General features: G+C 34.5%; 14 protein-coding genes. 2 read left to right on the top strand and 12 right to left on the bottom strand.

What is annotated here, in order from left to right; translation table 11 throughout:
• Nucleotides 1–179 precede the first annotated feature (179 nt).
• The 7 genes from D1606_RS02125 to mutS all read right to left on the bottom strand — a co-directional run bounded on the left by D1606_RS02125 (nt 180) and on the right by mutS (nt 9,734).
• Nucleotides 180–1,430: a methionine gamma-lyase family protein gene (locus D1606_RS02125; protein WP_119414370.1), complete on the bottom strand. Its 1,251-nt coding sequence runs from the start codon at nt 1,428–1,430 to the stop codon at nt 180–182.
• A gap of 219 nt (nt 1,431–1,649) precedes the next feature.
• On the bottom strand, nt 1,650–1,949 hold the full coding sequence (locus D1606_RS02120) for a rhodanese-like domain-containing protein (RefSeq protein WP_119414369.1): 300 nt from the start codon (nt 1,947–1,949) through the stop codon (nt 1,650–1,652).
• Nucleotides 1,950–2,225: 276 nt separating this feature from the next.
• Nucleotides 2,226–2,456, bottom strand: a complete 231-nt coding sequence (hfq, locus tag D1606_RS02115) for an RNA chaperone Hfq (RefSeq protein ID WP_119414368.1) — start codon at nt 2,454–2,456, stop codon at nt 2,226–2,228.
• 59 nt (nt 2,457–2,515) lie between these two features.
• A complete protein-coding gene (miaA, locus tag D1606_RS02110; RefSeq protein WP_369973725.1) occupies nt 2,516–3,433 on the bottom strand; it encodes a tRNA (adenosine(37)-N6)-dimethylallyltransferase MiaA in 918 nt (305 codons plus the stop codon).
• 43 nt (nt 3,434–3,476) lie between these two features.
• Nucleotides 3,477–5,123 (bottom strand): glycerol-3-phosphate dehydrogenase/oxidase, encoded by a 1,647-nt coding sequence (locus tag D1606_RS02105; protein ID WP_119414367.1) that lies wholly within the window; start codon nt 5,121–5,123, stop codon nt 3,477–3,479.
• Between the two features lie 27 nt (nt 5,124–5,150).
• Nucleotides 5,151–7,058, bottom strand: coding sequence for a DNA mismatch repair endonuclease MutL (gene mutL, locus D1606_RS02100; protein WP_119414366.1), 1,908 nt, complete (start codon nt 7,056–7,058; stop codon nt 5,151–5,153).
• A gap of 12 nt (nt 7,059–7,070) precedes the next feature.
• Complete coding sequence (gene mutS / locus D1606_RS02095; protein WP_119414365.1) at nt 7,071–9,734, bottom strand: DNA mismatch repair protein MutS; 2,664 nt, start codon at nt 9,732–9,734, stop codon at nt 7,071–7,073.
• A gap of 312 nt (nt 9,735–10,046) precedes the next feature.
• Here mutS and gntK point away from each other — a divergent pair, with 312 nt between their 5' ends.
• Nucleotides 10,047–11,582: a gluconokinase gene (gene gntK / locus D1606_RS02090; protein WP_119414377.1), complete on the top strand. Its 1,536-nt coding sequence runs from the start codon at nt 10,047–10,049 to the stop codon at nt 11,580–11,582.
• Between the two features lie 222 nt (nt 11,583–11,804).
• Here the strand turns inward: gntK and gnd are convergent, their stop codons facing one another.
• A complete protein-coding gene (gene gnd, locus D1606_RS02085; protein WP_119414364.1) occupies nt 11,805–12,701 on the bottom strand; it encodes a phosphogluconate dehydrogenase (NAD(+)-dependent, decarboxylating) in 897 nt (298 codons plus the stop codon).
• Nucleotides 12,702–12,844: 143 nt separating this feature from the next.
• Between gnd and D1606_RS02080 the strand changes: the two genes are divergently transcribed.
• Nucleotides 12,845–13,690: a MurR/RpiR family transcriptional regulator gene (locus tag D1606_RS02080; protein WP_119414363.1), complete on the top strand. Its 846-nt coding sequence runs from the start codon at nt 12,845–12,847 to the stop codon at nt 13,688–13,690.
• Nucleotides 13,691–13,766: 76 nt separating this feature from the next.
• Here the strand turns inward: D1606_RS02080 and D1606_RS02075 are convergent, their stop codons facing one another.
• The 4 genes from D1606_RS02075 to miaB form a co-directional block, all read right to left on the bottom strand.
• The gene (locus D1606_RS02075) at nt 13,767–15,095 is read right to left on the bottom strand and encodes a GntP family permease (RefSeq protein ID WP_119414362.1); all 1,329 of its coding nucleotides are present in this window, start codon (nt 15,093–15,095) and stop codon (nt 13,767–13,769) included.
• Nucleotides 15,096–15,390: 295 nt separating this feature from the next.
• On the bottom strand, nt 15,391–15,996 hold the full coding sequence (gene cotE, locus D1606_RS02070; RefSeq protein ID WP_369973724.1) for an outer spore coat protein CotE: 606 nt from the start codon (nt 15,994–15,996) through the stop codon (nt 15,391–15,393).
• Nucleotides 15,997–16,189: 193 nt separating this feature from the next.
• Nucleotides 16,190–16,627 carry a YlbF/YmcA family competence regulator gene (locus tag D1606_RS02065; protein ID WP_119414361.1) on the bottom strand — a complete coding sequence of 146 codons (438 nt, stop codon included), beginning with the start codon at nt 16,625–16,627 and terminating at the stop codon, nt 16,190–16,192.
• Nucleotides 16,627–18,168 carry a tRNA (N6-isopentenyl adenosine(37)-C2)-methylthiotransferase MiaB gene (miaB, locus tag D1606_RS02060; RefSeq protein ID WP_119414360.1) on the bottom strand — a complete coding sequence of 514 codons (1,542 nt, stop codon included), beginning with the start codon at nt 18,166–18,168 and terminating at the stop codon, nt 16,627–16,629. The genes D1606_RS02065 and miaB overlap by 1 nt, the downstream gene beginning before the upstream one ends.
• Nucleotides 18,169–18,366: the final 198 nt, after the last annotated feature.

The following is an 18,366-nucleotide window of genomic DNA, read 5'->3' as shown; positions in this document are numbered from 1 at the left end:
CCTTTCCAAGCTTTTTTAAATACAAGTGATGTGACTTTCTAAATTTTTCGAATTTTTCTGAATAATAGTAATTCATTACACAATTATGGACAACTGAAATTGGAGGATTGCTTCTCCAATTTCAGTTGTCCTTTTAAATTCCAAATATCAAATAATGTCCTATAATATTTAGTTTTTTATTACTTTTGTAAATTTTGTACTGCATTTAGTATTGCATATTTTACATGTTCATATGTTAGTCCACCTTGTACATATGCTGTATATGGAGGACGAATTGGACCATCAGCTGACAATTCAATGCTTGCACCTTGTACGAATGTACCTGCTGCCATAATTACATCATCTTCGTAACCAGGCATTGGTGCTGGTTGGGGAGCAAATTGAGCATTGACTGGTGAATTTGCTTGAATAGATTGACAGAATTGAATCATTTGTTCTGGTGTATTAAATGAGACAGATTGTATTAAATCTGTACGTTTTGCATCATAACGTGGTGATGGTTTCATACCAATCTCTTCTAATGTAGCCGCAGTAAAGATGGCTCCTTTTAATGCTTGTGCCACTACATGAGGTGATAAGAAGAATCCTTGATACATGTCAAGTAGAGCATTTAAAGAAGGGCCGGCTTCTGCTCCAATCCCTGGTGATGTCATACGATATGAGCATTGTTCTACATATTTTGCTTTACCTGCGATGTAGCCACCAACTTTTGCAAGGCCACCGCCAGGATTTTTGATCAAGGAACCTGCCATTAAATCGGCACCAAGTTCTGTTGGTTCTACAGCATCGACAAACTCACCATAACAATTATCTACGAATATGATGACATCTTCTTTAATCGCACGAATATTTTTGATCATATCTGCAATTTGATCAATGGTAAATGAAGGGCGTGTTGCATAACCTTTTGAACGTTGAATGGCAATCACTTTTGTTTTAGCTGATACTACTTTTTTAACTTTTTCCCAATCAACATCTCGGTCGTCAATTAAATCAACATGTTGGTAACTTATATTAAAGTCTTTTAACGAACCTGTGTCTTTATCTCCACCATCAACTATGGATTGTAATGTATCATATGGTTTCCCCGTAATATAGATAAGTTCATCCCCTGGACGGAGAACACCGAAAAGACTAAGCGTAATCGCATGTGTACCTGAAATAATTTGTGGTCTTACAATAGCAGCCTCTGCCCCAAATGTTTCGGCATATACACGTTCTAATGTATCACGTCCTTCATCATCATAACCATAGCCAGTTGATGGATAGAAGTGACTTTCACTTACATTATTATTTCGAAAAGCAGAGAGTACTTTTTGTTGGTTGTAAAACGCCATTTCATCTGCCTTATCAAAGTAAGGTTTCACTTTCTCCTCTATTTTTTTGGCTAGGGCCATTGTTTCTTCTGTTAAGTTGGACATATATGCCATTTTTATCGACTCCATTTCTAAATTAAGTCCTCTTTAATCTTATCAATTCTTTCTTAAACGTCAACTATACGTACTCTTCGCTAACCCTACCCTTATGATTTACAAATATCTCAACAAATTTGGAAAGAAAAAATGCTCTTCCTCCATTTTATGGAGAAGAGCATTTTTCCCTATAATATGTGAAAAGGTAATTTAACAAAAAGTTGCAAAGTCATAAAATTAGAACTCTAATTCCCCTTGCCAAGCACTCATGCCGCCTTCCATATTAGTTACGTCATAGCCTTCACCTGATAAATACGAGCAAGCACTAAAACTACGGCCCCCTGCATGACATACAAAGATGTATGGGGTATTTTTGTCCAATTCTTCTTTTCTTTCGGGTATTTGTCCCAATGGAATATGAATCGCTCCTGGAATAACACCATTAGCTACTTCCTCATCTTCACGAACATCTACAATATGTAAATCTTCATTGGCATCTAATTTTTCTAATACTTCTTCAGGGGTAATAGTTTTCATAAGAATTCCTCCAATTTAAATATATATAAAGTATATATGGGATTTTCTAATCTTGCTAGTGACTTCTCTTTCAATGTTTGCCAAATAAACTCACAATAATTATTTCAACTAGAAAAGGGGAAGCCCCATAAGTAGAAAACTCATGGGACTTCCCCTCATTTCTATAACAAATATCTAATATGAAATATTGCTTTGCATGGTCGAATCAAGTCTACCAACCTCTACATATAGAATGGCGTGCTATTCTAGACGACGCCTTCGTACCCATAATTCAGATTATTCAGCTTCTTGTTGTTGCAAATCAACGGATTTAGATGGTGCGAACGTTGAGATTGCATGTTTGTAAATCAAATGTTGTTTCCCGTCTACCTCGAGTAATACAGTGAAATTGTCGTATGAACGAATTGTCCCTTTTAACTGAAATCCATTTAATAAGAAGACGGTAACAAATATACCGTTTTTACGCAATTGGTTTAAATACATATCTTGCAAATTCATTGACTTCATGAAGATCCCCCTTAAGCTAATAATAGTATTGTATATTCGCTTTTTTTAGTGAATTCCCTTTATTTTTGTAAAATATTATCAATTATTTTTATTGTACCCAATTGTGCGTCATACCATTCAATATTCATCTTATTACGGAAATATGTGAGTTGTCTTTTCGCATATCGACGTGAATTTTGTTTTAGTTGTTCAATAGCTTCTTGCAATGATACGTTGCCTTCTAAATAAGCATAAATCTCTTTATATCCAATTGCTTTTATAGATTGAACATCTCTTATTCCTCTATTATATAATCCTTTAACTTCTTCTAATAATCCCTTTTCCATCATTAGATCAACTCTTTTGTTAATACGCTCATATAAGCGTTCGCGGTCCATATTTAGACCAATGATTCGATGTTTATATAGTGGTCGATCTCCTAGATGTTGATTTTCATCTGATTTTTGAATTCCACTATGTTCTGCCATTTCTAACGCACGAATAACACGCCGAGTATTATTTGGGTGAATAGTAGCTGCTGTTTTAGGATCAATTGCAGCAAGTTTTTGGTGCATCGCCTCTGGTCCTATTTCTGCTAATTCTTTGTAATAATTATCTCGAATTGTTTGATCAACTTTTTCCTCTGTAAAACGATAATCAAATAAAACAGATTGAATATAAAGTCCCGTTCCACCAATAATGATTGGAAATTTACCCTTTGCCTTTATCTCGTCAATTTTTGCGCGGACTAACTTTTGATAGTCTGCAACTGAAAAAGATTCTGTTGGTTCCTTTATATCTAATAAATGGTGAGGAATTCCTTCCATTTCTTCATTTGTAATTTTCGCTGTACCAATATTCAAATCTTTATAAACCTGCATTGAATCACCATTGATAATTTCCCCGTTAATGACCTTAGCAAGTTCAATACTTAGTGCAGTTTTCCCAACAGCTGTCGGTCCTACTATTGCAATCACATCTAACTCTTGTTGTAACATTATTTTTTCTCCAACCATTTTAATATCGTTTGTATGCATAGGATTATTCATTTGCAAAATGTGTTGCATCGAATAATAATTCTTCTAATTCTTTGCGATATTGTTGTTCTTCCCCTGGTACATAGTGTAAATATTTGCTCATTAGTTGAATAACAGCGTCTTTATATTTTTTTACACTGTCTATATCAAAGAACATTCTTGAAGAACGTCGTACAAAGAAATCTGCTGGTGTATAAGCCATTTCGTATTGCATTGCATAAATTAGCTGTGCATGTAAATCTAATGGTAATTGAGTTGTTTTTTCATGAACGTTTAGTGTATGGATAATTCGATATAAATGGTCAATATTTGTGCCATATTTACGTACTAATTGATATCCTTCTTCCAAAGATAATCCATAGCGAGTACCTTCTTGAGCCTTATATTGTACATACGCATCAAAATTTTGAGAATTAATACCTTTAGCTCCTGAAAGGGCCAATTCTGCGGTTATACAAGGTCCCGCTTTTTTAAATAGCTTGCGTTTTACAATCTGATTAACAATTTTTTCAGCCATTTTACGATAACCAGTTAACTTACCTCCAGCAATTGTTAGTAGTCCTGATGGCGATTCCCATACCTCATCCTTTCTTGATATTTCGGATGGGTCTTTCCCTTCTTCATAAATAAGAGGGCGCACACCAGCCCAACATGATTCAATATCTTGTTTAGAAACTTGAACGTCAGGGAACATGTAGTGGATTGTATCAACTAAATATTCAATATCTTCATCTGTGGCAATAGGTTTAAGCGGGTTATCTTCATAAAAAGTATCCGTTGTTCCGACATACGCTTTTCCATCACGAGGAATCGCAAAAACCATTCGTTTATCAGGTGTATCAAAATAGACGGATTGTTGTAATGGGAATATTGATTGATCTATTACAATATGAACGCCTTTTGTTAAGCGTAATTTTTTGTTGTTATTAATCGTATCTTTTTGACGAATTGTATCAACCCACGGCCCAGTCGCATTGACGACTGCATTCGCTTGAATGGTCCAAGTTTTTTGAGAAATTTGATCACGTACAACTGCACCGACTACTTTTTGATCTTCATATTCAAATTCTTCGACTTTAGCATAGTTTAAGCATATTGCACCAAGTTCGACCGCTTTTTTCAATACTTCAATTGTTAATCGGGCATCATCTGTGCGGTATTCAACATAATAGCCGCCACCTTTAAGGTCTTGCTGTTTTAATAACGGCTCTTTTAGCAATGTTTCCTTAGAATTTAACATTTTACGTCTTTCAGTTTTTTTGACCCCAGCTAAATTATCATACATTTTCAATCCAATTGATGTTGACAAAGGTCCAAATGTGCCACCTTTATAAAAAGGTAATAACATCCATTGTGGTGTAGTAATATGCACACCATTCTCATAAACAATTTCTCTTTCTCTACCTGTTTCTTTTACAACATCAACTTGCAATTGTTTTAAATAACGTAAACCTCCATGCACTAGTTTTGTAGATCGACTAGATGTACCTGCAGCAAAATCTTGCATATCTACTAATGCTACTGATAACCCTCGAGATACTGCATCTAGCGCTATACCAGCACCGGTAATACCTCCACCAACAACTAAAACATCAAATGAATAATCATTTAAAGTTTGAATAACTTGATCTCTCTTTGCAGCTGAAAACATTTTGAATCCTCCTCTGACCTTTACTCATTACATTACACGTTTAAACATTTTTTCAATTTCATACGTTCTAAAATGAACAATTACTGGTCTACCATGTGGACAAGTAAATGGATTTACCCTTGTTTTTAAATCTTGTAATAATCTTTCCATTTGAGTCTTATCTAAATAGTGATTTGCTTTTATCGAACGTTTACAACTCATCATTATAGCAGCTGCTTCTCGAAGTTTTTTTATATCCGTTTTACGTTCTTTTAAGACCTGTTCGATTAATTCTTCAATAATTTCTGATTCAAAGTCTTTTGGAAACCATGTTGGATATTCACGTACTACAAATGAGTTTTGACCGAATTCTTCAAGATAAACGCCTACTTCTTCTAAAGCTTTTTTGTTTTCCTTTAATGTTAATGCTTCGTCAGCAGAATAGTGGAAAGTTAATGGCAATAAAAGTGTTTGACGCTCATCAGCATTTACCTCTCCGACCTTCTCTTTAAAATATTCATATTTTATACGTTCTTGTGCAGCATGCTGATCAATTAAATAAAAGCCATCTTCACTTTGTGCAACAATATAAGTCCCATGAATTTGCCCTACAATTTCAAGTTCTGGAAATGGATCTTTAGGTGTTTCAGTTGGGACGATTTCTTCAATTTCTTCATCCTTTGAATTTGTTGACCAAATATCTTGCGTTTCTTCGCTTATTTTATTGATCCCTTGCGACTCTTTAATTTCTTCCCAGCTTTCTTCTACTGTAAAACCTTTTTCTGATTCTGGGTGATTTATTATTTCATCTTGAAGATTAGAAGAAATGGGTTCACTTAAATTTTCGGCTTGTTTAGGTTTTTCGTTGAACTGTGGCATATTCGTCGTATTATAATTAATCGTTTTCCAGAAATTAATCTGCTCTGTAGATGGTGCAGCTTTTTTCTTTTTTTGGGCAATTTCAGGTGCTTGCATTGAATTACGAATAGCTTTATGCAAAGACTGCTCAATTAGCTGCATTAAATCCGCTTCCTTACTCAAGCGAATTTGCTGCTTTGCAGGATGTACATTGACGTCTGTCAAAAATGGATCCCCTTCAATATGAATAACTGAAATTGGGAATCTACCAATAGGTAAAAACGTATGGTAAGCATCGATAATTGCCTTTTGTATAGTGTAATGACGAACCCAACGTCCATTGACAAATATGGACATATAATTTTTGGATGCACGTGTGATTTCCGGTATAGTTGCATAGCCAGAAATCTTATAATCTTTAGACTCTCCTTCAAAATGAACCATTTTTTTGGCATTTGCAACCCCATAAATGGCTGCAAGAACATGACGTAAATCTCCACGCCCGTTTGTTTGTAAAAGTTCATGAGCATGATGTGTCAGTTTAAATGCGATATTCGGATAACAAAGCGCTAAACGATTCATCAAGTCAATAGTATGCCCAAGTTCGGTCTGAATTGTTTTCATATATTTTAAACGTGCAGGTGTATTAAAGAAGAGTTGAGAAACTGTTATATCCGTACCCTTTCGAAGAGAACCTGGTTTCTTTTCAATTACATGACCGCCTTCAAGATGAACTTCTATGCCATCTTCTCCATTCGATGTGATTAAATCTACTTTCGATACAGAGGCAATACTCGCTAATGCTTCGCCGCGGAAGCCAAGAGTTCGAATACGAAATAAATCATGTTCATTATTTATCTTACTAGTGGCATGACGTTGGAAAGATACTAAAGCATCATCTTCGTCCATACCACAGCCGTTATCTATGACTTGAATAGAAGTCATTCCAGCTTCTTCTAATACTACTTCAATAGATGTACTTCCTGCATCAATTGCATTTTCGACTAATTCTTTCACAACAGAGGAAGGGCGCTCAACCACTTCACCTGCTGCAATTTTATTGGACAAAAATTCATCCATTATATGAATATGTCCCATATTAAGCATCTCCTATTTTTGTAATAACGATTGCTGTAACGCATAAACAAGTTGTAATGCATCCATAGGTGTTGTTCCTGATATATTTAATCGTTTTAACTGATCAAGAACTTCTTTTTCGACAGTTGATAGTTCAGTCGCCAATTTTTCTTTTTTAACCGGATCCGCCTCTTCAAAAAGAGAGAGTTGTGTGGCATTTTCTTCACGGACAGTTGACTCGTGAGATTTTGGAGTTTCTTCTTTCGGTATCTCTTTTTGGATAGAAACTGTAGCCGCAACCTCTTTATGACGAATAATTGGTTCTACATCTGAAGATTCAAATTCAGCCAATAAGACTCGCGCACGGTTAATAATAGGTTTTGGTAATTGTGCTAATTCTGCAACATGGATACCATAACTTTTATCTGCAGGACCTTTTTTAACTTTGTGCAAGAACACTACTTTACCGTCTTGTTCTGCTGCTGATACATGTACATTTTGAAGTCGCTCTAACTCATTTTCTAATGCTGTTAACTCATGGTAATGTGTTGAGAATAATGTGTTTGCCCCTATTTCGTTATGAATATATTCCATCATAGATTGTGCCAATGCCATACCATCATAAGTAGATGTACCACGACCGATTTCATCGAATAGTAATAGGCTATTAGCTGTCGCATTTGTAATGGCATGTTGTGATTCTAACATTTCTACCATAAAAGTACTTTGTCCACCTGCTAAGTCATCTGCAGCCCCTATTCGTGTGAAAATTTGATCGGTGATTGGAAGCTCTGCTTCGTCTGCTGGTACATAACAGCCCATTTGCGCCATTACTGTTATTAATGCCACTTGACGCATATACGTACTTTTACCAGACATATTCGGGCCTGTAATCAGCATCATGTTTTGAGCTGTATCTAGCACACAATCATTCGGTACATATAAGTTCTTATTAATCATTTTTTCCACAACAGGGTGACGACCATTGATAATTTTTAGCGCACGACCTTCATGGAATGTTGGTTTTGTAAAATGATACTTCTCAGTAACGACTGCAAAACTAGTAAATACATCTAGCTCACTAATATCAGATGCTAATGCTTGTAGACGAGGAATGAATTGTTTTAAGTACTCACGAATTTCTGTAAACAATTGATATTCTAGTTGTAGACTTTCTTCCTCTGCATTTAAAATAATAGCTTCTTTTTCTTTTAGCTCTCCTGTAATATAACGTTCAGCATTTGCTAAAGTTTGTTTGCGTTCATATCTCGTAAGGTCAACTAAGCCAATGTTAGACTTCGTTACTTCGATATAGTATCCAAATATTCGGTTATAACCTATTTTCAAGTTTTTGATGCCTGTTACTTCTCGTTCTTTTCGCTCTAGTTGTGCAATCCAGTCTTTTCCGTTTCGTGAAGCATAGCGTAATTCATCAAGTTTTTCATTGAAACCTTCACGAATCACATCCCCCTCTTTTATAGAAATAGGCGGATGATCCGTAATTGCGTTACTTAAATAGCTTTCTACATCATCACATAAATCTAAAGCTTGACCGAGTGGTACTAAATAGTCTTTTTTTGAATTTAATAGTAGCTCTTTTATAGCTGGAACTTGTCGTAATGATTCACGTAATTGAGCTAAATCACGACCACCAACACTACCAAAAGCTACCCGTCCTGCTAAGCGTTCTAAGTCGTAGACGTTTTTAAGTAATTCTTGTAGTTCAGTGCGTATAAAATATTCTTCTAACAAATCTGTTACAATATTTAAACGTTTTTCAATTGCATTGCGATTCGCTAATGGTTGATGTAGCCATTGTTTTAATTTTCTTCCGCCCATTGCTGTTGCAGTTTCATCAAGCAGCCATAGTAAAGTCCCTTTTTGTTCTCCACGTAATGATTGAATCAGTTCTAAATTACGTTTAGAGTTTGTATCAATATTCAAGTAATTTTTCACTTCATGATAGGAAAAAGGTTGAATATGTGAGAGTGAGCGCATTTGTGTACGTTCAATATAGTGAAGTAAAATTCGACAAGCTTCATGTAATTCTTGTGGAGCTTGTTTCAAATAGACAAAGCTATTTTCTTCTGTCATTCCTTCATTTTCAAGAGAAAGTACAATTGAATAAGTTTCAGCTAATTCTTGTATTTCTTCATATAGATCATTTTTAACTACTAATTCACGAATATTAAACGCCTGCAGTTGTTGGATTAAATCTTTTTTATCTCCTTCTACAAATGTAGTCGTCGATTCTCCTGTTGACAAATCCAGATAACAAAATGCAAACTCACTTTCTTTTAGTTTTGTAGCAGAGGCGATAAAGTGATTAGATTTTCCTTCAATCGCTTTACCTTCCATTATTGTCCCAGGTGTAATTAGTTGAATAACTTCTCGTTTTACAACACCTTTCGCCAATTTCGGGTCTTCTGTTTGTTCACAAATTGCTACTTTATAGCCCTTTTGAACAAGTGTTTCGATATAATTTTGTGCTGAATGGTAAGGTACCCCACACATTGGGATGCGTTCTTTCATTCCTGCATCTCTACTTGTCAATGTTATTTCTAAAAGTTGTGATGCCTTTAAAGCATCATCAAAGAACATTTCATAAAAATCTCCTAAACGGAAAAATAAAAAAGCATCTTGATAATCTGCTTTTACTTGTAAATATTGTTGCATCATTGGAGTGTAAGCCATTATATTCCCTCTCTTATGTTCCTATATCATATCTTTATTATAACAAATCAATGTCGAAAAATCGTTTTATAATGTATGATAGATTGTATTTTGAGAAGTCTCTTTTGTAGAAAAAAATAAATAAATACAAATTATTTATGAAACTTTGTCAAATAGATGACTATTATATTATTTCATCCGAATTCCTTTTATTAATTCTTTAAGTCCAGTAATATAGTATAGTAGGAAATATTTTTTCTGAAATATAATATCCAAAAGAAAATATTTTCGATATTCATGTTTTATATAAAGGAGATTAATCTAGCAATGGGAAAAATGGCTTATTATTTAGGCGTTGATATAGGTACTACTTGCACGAAGGCAGTACTTTTTGGTAACAAAGGGCAAGTTATCAGCATGCATCATGCTGGCTATCCATTGTACAGTCCTACCCCAAATGTTGCAGAACAAGACCCTGATGAAATTTTAGTTGCCGTCAAAGAAGCTATTCGCGTAGCTATTCAAAAAAGTAAGATTGATGTAAATACATTAAGACTTGTTTCGTTTAGTGCAGCCATGCATAGTGTTATTGCTATTGATAAAAACGGTAAACCTTTGACAAATTGCATCACTTGGGCAGATACTCGTGCGACAGATTGGTCAGAAAAAATCAAAAATGAAATGAATGGTCATGAAATTTATAGACGTACTGGAACCCCTATTCATCCAATGTCTCCACTTTGTAAAATTACTTGGTTACAACATGAAAAACCAGAGATTTTCCAAAAAACATTTAAATTTATTAGTATGAAGGAATATGTATTCCATGACTTTTTCGGTCGATATCTTGTAGATCACTCTATAGCTTCTGCTACTGGAATGTTCAACCTTAAGAATAACGATTGGGATGAAACCGCTTTAGAAGTAGCCGGGATTTCGTCCGACCAATTGTCTGAGCTTGTTCCAACTACGTATTTTTTAGATGGATTAAAGGAAGAAATCGTAGAGGAAATTGGAATTCCTTCAAACATTCCTTTTGTGATTGGTGCAAATGATGGAGTCCTATCAAACCTAGGGGTCAATGCGATAGATCCTGGTGTGGTCGCCGTAACAATTGGCACAAGTGGTGCCATTCGTACTGTAACCGATCACCCTGTAACAGATCCAAAAGGACGCATATTCTGCTATGTGCTTACCGACAAACATTGGGTAGTTGGTGGCCCGGTAAATAATGGTGGTATGACTTTTAGATGGGTACGAGATGAATTGGCCGCTTCCGAAGTGGAAACTGCTAAACGCTTAGGTATCGATGCTTATGATGTTTTAACTCGCATTGCATCAAATGTAAAACCGGGATCAGATGGCTTATTATTCCATCCTTATTTAGCAGGAGAACGCGCTCCATTATGGAATGCCAATGCTCGTGGATCGTTTTTTGGATTAGGTTTACATCATAAGAAAGAACATATGATTCGTGCAGTATTGGAAGGGGTTATTTTCAATCTCTATACTGTTTTTATCGCCTTACAAGAAGTTATTGGGATACCGAACAAAATTCAAGCTACAGGTGGATTTGCACGTTCTGAACTTTGGCGTCAAATGATGGCTGATATATTCAATCAAGAAGTTTCAGTTCCAGAAAGCTTTGAAAGTTCATGTCTTGGTGCAATTGTACTTGGTATGTATGCATTAGGTGAAATTGATGACTTCTCAATCATATCTGAATGGGTCGGTTCTACTCATATACACAATCCTATTGAAGAAAATGTTAATATATATATTGAACTAATCCCTATCTTTATTCGAATTTCACGTTTACTTGAGCAAGAGTATCAGGATATTACGAAATTCCAAGAAAAATGGGTAAAATAAGGATTAATTTAAAGATATCCAAATTGGAATTAGCGATATCCTTTTTAATTGAATCTTAATACCACACTTATGTGGATATATATTAAAAGTTCTAGTTCGGATTTTTCATGCTAAAACTCAGACTAAAAACAAAGCACCGAAAATTTCACTGATCGTAAAATTTTCGATGCTTTTCATTTTTCCAAGTTAGTTTTTTCCTAACCCTTATAAATCTTAATTTAATTATTTCTTTTCAACAGCATGACCACCAAATTCGTTACGGAGTGCTGCCACTACTTTCCCAGTAAATGTGTCTTCTTCTAAAGAGCGATAACGCATCATTAAAGCAAGTGTTGTCACAGGTACAGGTGCTTTTAACTCTAGAGCTGTTTCAACTGTCCACTTTCCTTCACCAGAAGAATGCATAACCCCTTTAATTTCATCAAGTTTTGGATCTTTAGAAAAAGCATTTTGTGTTAGTTCCATTAACCAAGAACGAATAACAGATCCATGGTTCCACATTTCAGCTACTTTTTCATAGTCATAGTCAAATGGACTTTTTTCAAGCACTTCGAATCCTTCTGCAATTGCTTGCATCATACCATATTCAATTCCATTATGAATCATTTTTAAGAAATGACCACTTCCTGTTTTGCCCGCATATAAGTATCCTTTATCTACACAAATGTCTTTGATAAATGGTTCGATTACCTTAAATGCTTGTTCTTCTCCACCAATCATCATACAAGCTCCATTTAAAGCTCCTGAAGTGCCTCCACTAGTACCGATATCCATGAAAAAGATGCCTTTTTGCTTTAAATCTTCTGCAAAACTAATAGCTTCTTTGTAATGCGAATTTCCTCCATCAATTAAAATATCTCCCGCTTCAAGCATTCCCTTTAATTGTTCAATTGTACTAATTGTAATCTCACCAGCTGGTACCATTAACCATATGACACGAGGTTTTGGAAGAGCATTAACTAATTCTTGTAACGATGAAAAAGTATTTCCACCTTCAGCTGTAAAGTTTTTTGCTGCCTCCTCATTAACATCAAAAGCTGATACTGTATGTTGATGTTTCATTAAATTTAATCCAAGATTATATCCCATTTTCCCTAATCCAACTAAACCAATATTCATCTTAAACGCTCCTCTTTTTAACAAGTCTTAATCTAATTATACTAAAAATAATTTCACTTGTTAAAACAAATGAAGAAAAATTTTTTCTTATTTTTGAATATGCTATACTACAGGTACTATCATTATTTGAAAGGACTTCCTTTATGACTCAAAATACTATAAAAAAAATCAATTCTCTTTATCCTCGCTTAAGCGAAAAGGAAAAGAAAATTGCAGATTATATTCAAGAAGATCCCTCACGTATCATTAATAAGACTATTAATGAAGTTTCTGCTGATTTAAATATTGCAGATGCAACGGTTTTCCGCTTTTGTAAGCGCTTAGGTTTTAAAGGCTACCAAGCAATGAAAATTGCATTAGCCTCTGAAGTAATTACCCCAATCCAACAAATTCATGAGGAAATATCAGATCAAGATAATGAAAAAACAATCTTCGAAAAAATTTTCAAATCAAATATACAAACACTTGAAAATACAATGCATATTTTAGATGAAACTTCTATTAATAAAGCTGTAAAGTTAATGAATCAAGCAAAACATATTTATTTTTATGGTACAGGTGGTTCTTCCGTAATCGCTATGGATGCTTACCATAAATTTATAAGAACTGGTGTTAAATGTTTTGCTTTTATAGATTCACATTTCCAACTAATGTCCGCATCTCAATTATCAAAAGACGATTTAGCTATTGTAATCTCACATTCCGGCCGTAATCGAGATACACTTCAGATTGCAAAAACTGCAAAAGAAAACGGCGCTTCTGTAATCGCCATTACAGGATTTCCAAAATCACCGATTAGTCAATTAGCGCAAGTTGCACTTTATACAAGTTCAGAAGAGACTGAATATCGATCAGAAGCCTTATCTTCAAGAATTGGACAACTAAGTATCATTGATGCTCTATATGTTAACACGATGGTCCGACGAAAAGACATCGCCAACCCTGCACTAAAAAAAATGCGCCAGGCTATTTCACAAACCCGTATTTAAGAAAAAAAGGAGAAGATATTGTGTTATACACAATATCTTCTCCTTTATCTTTCTTCCATTCTATTTTTCTAATAACTTAAATGACTGCATTAATAATTAACGCACAAGCAAATGCTACAAATGAAAGAATTGTTTCTAAAGCTGTCCAAGTTTTAAAAGTTTCTTTAATAGATAATCCTAAATACTCTTTCACCATCCAGAATCCAGCATCATTAACATGTGAGAACATTAATGAGCCAGCTCCTGTAACAATTACTAATAATTCTAAATTAACATTTGTCATATTCGCAATAATTGGTGAAACGATGCCAGCAGCAGTTGTTAATGCCACTGTTGCTGATCCTGTAGCAATTCTTATCATTCCTGCAATTACAAATGCTAATACTAGCGGAGAAACCGATAAATTTTCTGCTAAGTGTCCAATTGTTTCGCCAACACCACTGTCAATAAGAACTTGTTTAAATCCACTACCAGCACCAATGATTAATACAATGGAGCCTACCGGTACTAAACAATCCTCTGTAAACTTCTTAATAGCTTTTTTATCTTGTCCAAGTCTATAACCTAGGAAATAATAAGCTGAAAAGACTGAAATAAGTAGTGCTATAATCGGACTACCGATAAATGTAAATGCATCTTTAATAGTTTTGCCAACATGCATATATGGAGCCATTGTTCCCAAAACCATTAAAAGTACAGGAAGTAAAATGGAGAAGAATGAAATAAAAGTACCAGGCATTTGATCATCGTTTTTTTCTTCTACATGCACAAATTCTGGTTCTTCTTCGGGGGCTACTCGTTTACTAATATATTTTGCATAAAGAGGTCCTCCGATAATACCTGCAGGAATTGCAATAATTAATGAATAAAGCAATACTTTACCTAAATTAGCACCGTAGATACCAATTGCAGCCACAGCACCTGGATGTGGAGGTACTAAACCATGAACAATTGATAATCCAGCGATAGCTGGTAATCCAATTAATAATATATTTTTCTTTGAAGCTTTTTGAATAGAGATAACAAGTGGCAGTAAGATTAATATTCCGACTTCGAAAAATACAGGAATACCAATAACAAATCCTGAGAAGAACATTGCCCATGGTAGTTTCTTTTCACCGAATACTTTAATAAAGAAATTGGCAATTTTCAAACCAGCTCCAGATTCTGCTAGCATCTTACCTAAAATCGCACCTAAGGCAATGATTCCAATTAGGTGTCCAAGAGTTCCGCCCACACCTGTTTCATATGCTTGAACAATTTCATCAAGTTTCATGCCGCTAAAAATCGCTAGGAAAAGACTAGCAATAAGTAGACTAATAAATGCGTGCCATTTAAAAACTGATACACCCACTATAACAATAACTATCGCTAATAATGTGATAATTAATAAATATGCGTCCATTTTATCCTCCCCTGTACTCTACAATTTATGTAAGCATTTTCATAGATTCAATTATACGAAAAAATTTTTTCTAAATCAATATTTTTTAAGAAAAAAATTTTATTTATAGATACTGTTATAATACATTTGATTTACTCTTACTTTTTGGCGTTTACTTTTGAACGTAATTTTGAGTTGTTTTTTCATTATCTAATTCTTTCTTGAAAAATTTTTCTTTTAAAAAAATGTACTGAAATAAAACATTCTCCATAAAATATAGGGGCAATCCTATTTTACGGATAGCCCCTAAAGTTGTTTATCTATGAAATGATGATGACTCTAAATCAGATAAATCTGATGATGAACTGGATGAGCTCGAACTAGATGAGCTGGATGATTTGTGAGATTTTGGCGATTTTGAAGAACTGGATGATGAACTTTCATCTTCAAAGTTCCAATCTTCTTCATACTCCATTGGGTGAATACTGATACAAATTGTTGTTTCCCCAACCACTTCCGCTAATAACTCTCTTTCAATAGTAACCACAAAAGTTTCAGCATCTGGTCCAATTACTGCTTCAATACAATTTGGTTGTTGTAATACGCGAATATGAACTTCTTCTTTTCCTGAAGACTCGTCATCGCGATAATGGAGCTTGATACGATCACGATAAGGAATCGTTTCAGAAAATACCGCTGTTTTACAATGGTTATTATATGCATACCATACATTGATCTCACACTTGCCTGATACTTCTACAAATTTTCCATTCTTCTTAGCGGAGTAAGTATGATTGATCACCCAGCAACCTAAAATACTTGATGGACTATTTGGTGGACGTAATGTTTCACAAGATTCTGTTCTCTTTTTTCCCTTTGCAATCACTGCTTTGGTCACAATATGACGTAACTGTCTCAGCATGATTCCTCCTTTATCTCCCGTTCACCACATCATATGCGCTATTAGCCTAGTGGGTGCCTAATTCGTTAAGAAAATGTCGAAAGCTATAAAAAATCAATTTATTTTGAGACATGAATATGGCTTTGGCGAAAAAAAGGATGCCTATTGTATCGGCATCCTTTTCTTGTATTTATAAATCTATAAAAATTTATTTTTATGAACAACTTCCAGGCTCAGAATTGCGAACTTTAGAGCCTGTTTCACCACGTAAAACATCGCCACCAGTTGATTCGACAATTTCATCTGTCACATTGTTAGCAATAGAATTTGCTACTAGTTGCAATAAATCATTAACGTCACCTTGAGATTGTTTAAATTCAACCACTATTGGAAGAGCATCGATTTCTTTTTCGATTTTTTCAATTTTCTCTTCGATCAATTTTAGCGCTTTTTCTTTTCCGTAATGTTGGAAATTCACCGCTTGCTTTTGTAAACTTTTTAAACTTGCGATTTTTTCTCGAACAAATTGATTTTCGTTTATTTGTGCTTCTGCACGTTTAAAAAATTCAACTTCTTCAGTATTTGCAATCATATGTGCAATTTCATGAGCTTTTTCAATAATATCATCTTTTGTGTATAGTTTTCCTGTCATTATGCTTTCACCTCTTGACTCGATACTACTTCGATAAATTCACCTTGTAAAGACCATGTTTTTGCATCAGTTATTTTAACTTTTACAAGTTCTCCAATGACTTCTTTCGGTGCTACAAAGTTAACGAGTTTATTTTTTCTTGTATATCCAGCTAATACTTCTGGGTTCTTTTTACTTTCACCCTCAACTAATACTTCAACAATTTGACCATCATATTTCTTTAAAGCTTCGGCACAATATTCATTTACTACTTTGTTTAATCGTTGAAGCCTATCCTTTTTCACTTCAAGTGGTACATTATCTTTCATCTTGGCAGCCGGTGTACCTTCACGTGGAGAATATACATAGGTATAAGCCATTTCAAATCCCACTTCTTTATATAAAGAAAGTGTTTCCTCAAACTGTTCTTCTGTTTCATTTGGGAAGCCTACAATAATATCCGTTGTAAGTGCTACATCTGGCATAACTTTTCGAATTTTTTTGACAAGTTCTAAATAACTTTCACGTGTATATTTACGTGCCATAATTTTCAACATATCACTAGATCCAGATTGTACTGGTAAGTGTATATGCTCTACTAGATTACCTTTTTTCGCTAGTACTTCGATTAAATGATCATCAAAGTCTCTCGGATGACTTGTTGTAAAACGAATACGTGGAATATCTATTAGACGTAATTCATCCATTAAATCACCAAGTCGATAATTACGATTTTCAAAGTCTTTACCATAAGCATTAACATTTTGACCTAGTAAAGTAATTTCTTTGTAACCTTGAGCTGCTAGACTACGAACTTCCTGGATAATATCTTCTGGTAAACGACTTCGTTCTTTTCCGCGTGTATATGGCACGATACAATACGTACAAAATTTGTCGCATCCATACATAATGTTAACCCATGCTTTTGTATGACCTTTTCGTACTTTAGGAAGGTTTTCAATGATGTCTCCTTCTTTAGACCATACTTCAACTACCATTTCTTTAGATAAGTATGCTTCATTTAAAATTTCTGGCAAACGGTGAATATTATGTGTTCCGAAAATCATATCTACTTGGTCATATGTTTTTAATATTTTCTTTACAACTGCTTCTTCTTGTGACATACAACCACAAACACCAATTAATAAATCGGGATTTTCACGTTTTAAAGGTTTTAAATGTCCTAGTTCACCGAAAACTCTATTTTCAGCATTTTCACGAATGGCACATGTATTCATTAAGATTACGTTGGCTTCCTTTACATCTTCTGTTGGCTCATATCCAAGCTGGATGAAAATACCTGCCATCACTTCCGTATCATGTTCATTCATTTGGCAACCATATGTGCGAATTAAAAATTTGCGTCCTGTTCCCATTCCACGGAACTTTTCATCGATTTTAAAATCCTTATGGTATTGCACTTCTTCTTTCCCACGTCTCTTTGCATCTTTTAAAGATGGCGCAGCATAAACAGATTGAAAGTACTTACTATAGTCTTTCTCTGCTGTTGACGTAGATTTTGTATTTACTTGCTGACTGGCAAGTCGTTGTTCTTCATTCATCGGTAAACCCCTTTCGTTCGAGTACCCATTACTATATTATACTGAAAGATATACTATTCTCACAAGAATTAGCATGAATTGTTAAGGAATGTACATATTAATGGTAAATTCATAAAAGAAGGCATATCTATTTACATATATAAATTAAATTTAGGAATTAACGTTTTCTTTCGTTCAAAATAATTCTTAAAAAGAAAA

The sequence above is a fragment of the Rummeliibacillus sp. POC4 genome, from assembly GCF_003576525.1.
Taxonomy (GTDB): Bacteria; Bacillota; Bacilli; order Bacillales_A; family Planococcaceae; genus Rummeliibacillus.
The sequence above is the reverse complement of the archived record's forward strand: the minus strand, read 5'-3'. Positions and strand labels throughout refer to the sequence as shown.

What these genes read in the sequence shown, in the direction of transcription:
- hfq (WP_119414368.1), bottom strand. Translation starts at nt 2,456, where the DNA reads ATGAAGTCAATGAATTTGCAAGATATGTATTTAAACCAATTGCGTAAA.
- D1606_RS02080 (WP_119414363.1), top strand. Translation starts at nt 12,845, where the DNA reads ATGACTCAAAATACTATAAAAAAAATCAATTCTCTTTATCCTCGCTTA.
- miaA (WP_369973725.1), bottom strand. Translation starts at nt 3,433, where the DNA reads ATGTTACAACAAGAGTTAGATGTGATTGCAATAGTAGGACCGACAGCT.
- D1606_RS02075 (WP_119414362.1), bottom strand. Translation starts at nt 15,095, where the DNA reads ATGGACGCATATTTATTAATTATCACATTATTAGCGATAGTTATTGTT.
- D1606_RS02065 (WP_119414361.1), bottom strand. Translation starts at nt 16,627, where the DNA reads ATGACAGGAAAACTATACACAAAAGATGATATTATTGAAAAAGCTCAT.
- gntK (WP_119414377.1), top strand. Translation starts at nt 10,047, where the DNA reads ATGGCTTATTATTTAGGCGTTGATATAGGTACTACTTGCACGAAGGCA.
- gnd (WP_119414364.1), bottom strand. Translation starts at nt 12,701, where the DNA reads ATGAATATTGGTTTAGTTGGATTAGGGAAAATGGGATATAATCTTGGA.
- D1606_RS02105 (WP_119414367.1), bottom strand. Translation starts at nt 5,123, where the DNA reads ATGTTTTCAGCTGCAAAGAGAGATCAAGTTATTCAAACTTTAAATGAT.
- D1606_RS02120 (WP_119414369.1), bottom strand. Translation starts at nt 1,949, where the DNA reads ATGAAAACTATTACCCCTGAAGAAGTATTAGAAAAATTAGATGCCAAT.
- mutL (WP_119414366.1), bottom strand. Translation starts at nt 7,058, where the DNA reads ATGGGACATATTCATATAATGGATGAATTTTTGTCCAATAAAATTGCA.
- cotE (WP_369973724.1), bottom strand. Translation starts at nt 15,996, where the DNA reads ATGCTGAGACAGTTACGTCATATTGTGACCAAAGCAGTGATTGCAAAG.
- miaB (WP_119414360.1), bottom strand. Translation starts at nt 18,168, where the DNA reads ATGAATGAAGAACAACGACTTGCCAGTCAGCAAGTAAATACAAAATCT.
- D1606_RS02125 (WP_119414370.1), bottom strand. Translation starts at nt 1,430, where the DNA reads ATGGCATATATGTCCAACTTAACAGAAGAAACAATGGCCCTAGCCAAA.